The organism is Infirmifilum sp., from assembly GCF_049970975.1.
GTDB classification, from domain to species: Archaea; Thermoproteota; Thermoprotei; order Thermofilales; family Thermofilaceae; genus Thermofilum; species Thermofilum uzonense.
In genome coordinates this window covers 1-5646 of sequence record NZ_JBMFLX010000090.1, presented here as the reverse complement: position 1 = coordinate 5646, position 5646 = coordinate 1, and the positions used below count along the sequence as shown (strand labels likewise).

The following is a 5646-nucleotide window of genomic DNA, read 5'->3' as shown; positions in this document are numbered from 1 at the left end:
AGAAACAAATAGTATTTATAGTATCTTTGCATGGGAGTCATCGTGACCCAGCCAATGAAATCCCAATCGAAGACAATGCTTCCTCTTGAATATCTGAAGCACCATAATGGGAAAAACGTCTTTGTAAAGTTGAAAGACGGCTCTGAATACATGGGCAAGCTCATGATTGCCGACCCCTCTATGAATGTGGTGCTCACAGATGCCAAGGAGGTAACAGAGACAAACAAGATTCTTGCCATTTTCGGCAACGTATTCATACGGGGAAGCAACCTCCTCTTCATCTCGATCGAGCCTGAAAAAGTAAGGTTCCTAGAGCCAGAGCAGCCTAAACCCGAGGAGCAACAGGAACAGAAGAAGGAAGAGGAGGAGGATTAGCTTATTACCACGAGTAATTATTGAAAAATCATATAAACAAATGTGACATAGCCTAGACTCTTGATGATGCAGAAAAACACCGTAATCGAGAAATCGACGTATGTTCCACCCGAACAGTTGCCTGTCGAAATAGTTGAAAGAAAGGGCACCGGGCATCCGGACTACATCGCTGATTCTATCTCTGAGGCAGCTAGTAGGGAGCTTTCAAAATACTACTATGACAGGTTTAAACGTATCCTACACCACAACCTGGACAAGGTTCTGATAGTCGGAGGCCAGTCGGCTCCTAGGTTTGGCGGAGGCGAGCTACTACAGCCAATATATATTTTAATCTCTGGAAGAGCCACAACTGAAGTTATTGACACTGATGGTTCCAGAATATCTATTCCTGTAGGACCACTACTACTTAGGGCAACAAGACAGTGGATTAAACAAAACTTCAGGTATCTTGATCCAGACGAGCACGTCATAGTTGATTATAGGATCGGCAAAGGTTCTAGTGACCTCGTAGACATATATCAGCGTAAACAAGACTATCCGGGCTCTAATGATACATCTATGGGCGTAGGATATGCACCGTTGTCTGAAACTGAGAGGCTTGTCTTTGAGGTTGAGAGACTGTTAAATTCTCCCAAGGTTAAAAGGGAGCTGCCCGCTGTGGGCGAGGATATAAAAGTTATGGGTGTTAGAAAGGGCGATGTAATATACCTGACTATTGCCGCTGCTATTATTTCGAGACATGTTTCTTCTACTGACGAATATCTTGCAGTCAAGGAACAGATCAAGAAGCTCGTTATTGAGAAAGCCACAGATATCACAAAGAGAAAAGTAGAGGTCTACATTAATACAGGAGATAATCCAGCGAAAGGTGACAAGGGGGGTCTCTACCTCGTTGTAACAGGAACCTCCGCCGAACACGGAGACGACGGAGCTACTGGAAGAGGCAACCGTACAAACGGTCTTATAACACCCTTTAGGCCCATGTCCCTAGAGGCAACAGCCGGTAAAAACCCGGTAAGCCATATCGGCAAGCTCTACAACGTAGTAGCCTTCAATGCTGCGCAAGAAATCATCCAGCTTGACAACATAAAGGAAGCTTATGTCAAGCTAATAAGCCAGATAGGTAAACCTATAAACGAGCCACTATTAGCTTATGTAGCTATAAACGCGGATGACGCCACCCTCTCAAGAGTCAAACACAAGGCAGAGGAAATTCTCGAAAATCACCTTGATGGCATAAACAGGCTCTGGGAAAGGTTCCTACGAGGCGAGCTCATGCTCTTTTAGCGCTGCAACCCCTCAAAGGAACGTATTCTTTCTCTCTTATATTCCTCAAAGATGTCCCTTATCTTAGAGCCCTCATCTGACTCAGCCATCACCAGGGCCCTACTGAGACTATCACTTCTTACGAGCAACATTTCCTCAAGCTGTATACATTCATCAATGTACTCCAGGGAAGTAGCACGTGAACCAATTGGAAGAATCTTCCTGATGGTTTGCAATTCCTTACCGCTACGTGTTATAACGATAACTTGTCGTCCGGATTCTGCCAGGTCATCTAGTAACGCCTTGAGCGTGCTCACAGGGTAATTCTTGTCAATAAATATCACGGGCTGTACCTGTTTCTCCAGATGACCCAGATTTTCCAATAATAGTGAAATGTTTAACACAGGTATATAGCGGCCGAGAGCCACATCCCTTAAAACCCCCCTTAGTACATTAATCTCGTTCCTACTCTCATCTAATTGCAGCCGAATCTTGTTTAGCTCTGTGTTAAGTGACTCGATTTTCAACTCTAGCTTGGAGTAATCCATACTCTGTCTACGAAGCTCAACTCGTGTTTCGAGAATATTTTTGAGGATTGCCTCTAGGTTGTTGACCTTTTCTCGCATATCTCGCAGTTCAACTTGAAGTGCGCGGTTCTCGTTAGCCATCTTTTCAACTAATCTCCGGTAGAACTTAAGGAGCTCCTCAGGTCCCTGCTCTAATGCTTCATTTAACGACTTCTCTTCTTTAGATGTCAGGTGTAAGTACTCCTTTATAGCATCCTGTATAGCATTGGAGACAGGAACACCTCTAATTACAAGATATTTTGCATAATCCATCGGGAAAGGCACGTTGTATTTTACTGCTTCCCTTTCTACCTCGTCAAACTTACCCCGGTACTCCCTCAACGCCCTCATAGCCGCGGCTAGTGCATCCCGCTGATGCGTGTTTTCAACACCCATATAACCTTCGGCTAATCTTCTCTTTTCCTCAACACTGAGTGACCGCGGAGGGACGTATAGAGTAGCCCCGACCTGTGCTGCGATCTTTCTCACATAAGAGGGGGGAGGATTTACATCGGTTGCAACAATTACTGGTCGACCGTATTGGAGGATTATCCTTAAGAGTTGACTCCTGCTCAACCAGCGCCGTGAAAAAACGCTGATTATTTCTCCTGAGAGCCCCAGGACTGCTACACCAGTACTTATCCCAGGGTCCACGCCTACGATCAGGTACCTGTCACTCTTCTTGGAGGCTCTGTTTTCGACCTTTCCAAGAGGTCTATAGCTTATGCTTTCACGTTTTATCGGCTGAATCTCGACAAAGAGGTCATGTCCTGATTCCTGTTTAACAATTCCGTTGAGTTTATCTCTAGGAGCATAAACTATGAAGGTCGCTCCTACGAGCCCGACACCGCTCTTCCTGATGAAAAGGTCGTAGTCAATGCCTGTCCTGTTAAGATGCTCCCTTATCTCTGCCACCTTACGCTTGATAAGCAACTCTATGTTTCTCCTGTAACGCTCGCGGCTCATTCCTCCGGATCCCGGAACTCTTCCTCTGCCAACTTGTATTCTCGTCTCTTCCTCGAAGAGAAGAACCTCGGAACCGATGCCCTTATAGGCTAGAAGAGCAACAGCTTCGGCTGTCTCGATGGGGTTGGGCTTTCCCTTGCAAAGACCGACTAGCGCACATATCGTTTCAATCTTTACGTTTTCATCACCTATCCTCGTTACCTCTATTAGCCGAAAACCCGAACCTGAATACTTCCCGAAGATCCTCGTCAACTCGTTAAAGTCGCTGGCTATTTCGAACACGTTGTCAGTTGCAAGTGCATCAACCCGCCTCTCCTCGATAATTTTCAAAACCTCTGACAGCGAGGTCTCTTCAAGTCTTAGTACAACCTTCCCATCCTCAACTAAGGCCGCTGCAAAAACTGGCTCTCCGGCTTGAGGCGAGTGCCCTGGGAGTATATCAATGCCTAGCACTCTACGCAGTCCCTAACCCCTAAGTGGAAACTCTATTCTGAGCTTTAAACTTGTCCTTTTCTTCTCAAGGCGAGATGTCAACTCTGGCTCTCATCGCTCTTGGTTATCATCTTCATGTATTCAATTAGCAACAGCTCCTTATCAGCGCGAAGCCTGTATTTCCTGATAAAGAAGTCGATAATATTCTCAAGATCCCTTTGAAGATAAAAGAGGGCATTTGGATGGGAGCTTGGCACCCATTGTGGCCAGTCTAAGAGGATGACCTTGTTTTCCGGGGTAATAAGGACGTTGAACTCGTTTAGATCCCCGTGAACGACTCCAGCTTTATACACCTTCTTAATCTCCTCGATTATGAGTTGCAAGACTGTAAAAGGGTCTTCTAAGGGAGGAACCTCGGAAAGTTCAACTCCTTCTACGAAACTTGTAACTACGACATGCCGGTTCCAGTCAATAGGCTCTGGAACGGCAACCTTGTTCTTCCATAAGATTCGTAAGACTTCGAACTCGTTCTGTGCAGCGAGCCTCGACAAGTAGAGCCATGAGAAGTGTTTCCTCTCGCCAACATAGCCTCTCACCCTCTTAGCCCCCTTAAAACTCGTCCGACCCGCCCTGTGGACCTTAACCGCTACAATGCGTTCACCTGGAGTCTTACCCATATAAACCTCGCTCTCCTTCCCCTCGCCCACAGGCGTCTCAGAGACCGCTGCAAGAACCCCCCGCTTAACTAGTACGTTTAAAGCCAGAACGTCATACCCTCTACTAGTCAAAACATAACCAGTATAGCTACCACGATATCTTTGAACCAGTCCTAGCTTGTTTAGCTTCTTCAGTATGCTTTCGACCAGCTCTGAATCCAATCGAGAAATAGACGAGATAAGTTCAACGTCTACGTACTCGTGATTTATCATTCCTCGCTCTATTGAGACTAGAACTCGCAAATCTCTTTGTGTAAGTTCACGTAGGCTCCAAACGGAAAACCTAACACTCACGAGAAAAATAGTTTTCACGTAGAGATATTCTTTTCCCATTAAGGCTAATACACATCCTACCAAACTGACATCTCAATAGGAGAGCCACTGGGTTAGCCCCGTGGGTTTGAGATCTATTATCGACACATTCCTGGTTGCAGGCAACGCTACATTATAGACTGGCACGGAACCTATCACGTCCCTGTGCACCACACTGTGGTGTAGGTGCCCGTGCACCACCACGTCTACGGGTCTATGAATCAAGACTTCCGTAAGCCGACGGCTAGACATTTCATCCCAGGCCTCGGGCGGCTCCCCGGTCAACGTCTTGGATCTAGGTGGATAATGTGTTAAAAGTAAAGTTAATTTGCCTTGAGGAAGACTTTCAAGCAGCCTTGAGAGCCAGATAATTCTCTCATTATAAATTTTCACTATCTCCGGCACGTTTTTCAGCTGCCATCTCGTAGGCCTATCCAGAACACCAGTCGTACCCAAGACTATTGTCTCTAATATAAGAGAGAGCCTAACATATTCATCGTCAAGCCATCTTATCTCTGTGCATTCATCCCTCATCTTATCGCGTACCTCTGGGTAATCCTCGTTCCCGAAAACAGCAACTATCTCCACATTGGGCAAGTAATTTCGCAGGGTTTTTTCAACAGGAGCACACATCCTATAATCCCCCCTCTTAACGACATCACCCGCAATGAGCACGAGCTGAACTGAATCGAGCTTTGTTCTCTTCAACGATGACGTTAAGATAGGAAGGTATTCGGGCGAGTGAACATCACCGAATGCGAGCAGCTTCATGGTCTCAGCCTATCTTTTTATTGTAACGGTTGTTATAACGTTAGTTTGAGGGATGGGGTGACAGCTTTCCCCAAGACTGGAGAGTAGAAGATTTCTAGCCCTCAAGAATGCCTTCAATCCTGCTTTGGAGTTCTTCTAGCCCCCTGAACATTGTATTGATGCTGTCTAACGCTACCCTGTAGTCTGGCAGGGTGACAGCTTATACTCTAAGCGGGGTTATGCGTGTTCGAGAACTTCGGCCT

The 5646-nt window shown here is 46.1% G+C and carries 5 protein-coding genes; 2 read left to right on the top strand and 3 right to left on the bottom strand.

The window, feature by feature from the left end:
• Positions 1 to 54: 54 nt before the first annotated feature.
• Both ACP5KC_RS08575 and ACP5KC_RS08570 read left to right on the top strand, forming a co-directional pair.
• On the top strand, positions 55 to 375 hold the full coding sequence (locus tag ACP5KC_RS08575; protein WP_273434101.1) for an LSM domain-containing protein: 321 nt from the start codon (positions 55 to 57) through the stop codon (positions 373 to 375).
• A 63-nt stretch (positions 376 to 438) separates the two neighbouring features.
• Positions 439 to 1662, top strand: coding sequence for a methionine adenosyltransferase (locus ACP5KC_RS08570; protein ID WP_052884476.1), 1224 nt, complete (start codon positions 439 to 441; stop codon positions 1660 to 1662).
• Here ACP5KC_RS08570 and ACP5KC_RS08565 read toward each other — a convergent pair.
• From ACP5KC_RS08565 to ACP5KC_RS08555, 3 genes are all read right to left on the bottom strand, one after another.
• Positions 1659 to 3626, bottom strand: coding sequence for a DUF460 domain-containing protein (locus tag ACP5KC_RS08565; protein WP_273434104.1), 1968 nt, complete (start codon positions 3624 to 3626; stop codon positions 1659 to 1661). The two genes, ACP5KC_RS08570 and ACP5KC_RS08565, sit on opposite strands and share 4 nt — an antisense overlap.
• A gap of 77 nt (positions 3627 to 3703) precedes the next feature.
• The gene (locus ACP5KC_RS08560; RefSeq protein WP_424741004.1) at positions 3704 to 4654 is read right to left on the bottom strand and encodes an RIO1 family regulatory kinase/ATPase; all 951 of its coding nucleotides are present in this window, start codon (positions 4652 to 4654) and stop codon (positions 3704 to 3706) included.
• Positions 4655 to 4687: 33 nt separating this feature from the next.
• The gene (locus ACP5KC_RS08555) at positions 4688 to 5404 is read right to left on the bottom strand and encodes a metallophosphoesterase family protein (RefSeq protein WP_428287283.1); all 717 of its coding nucleotides are present in this window, start codon (positions 5402 to 5404) and stop codon (positions 4688 to 4690) included.
• Between the last annotated feature and the right edge of the window lie 242 nt (positions 5405 to 5646).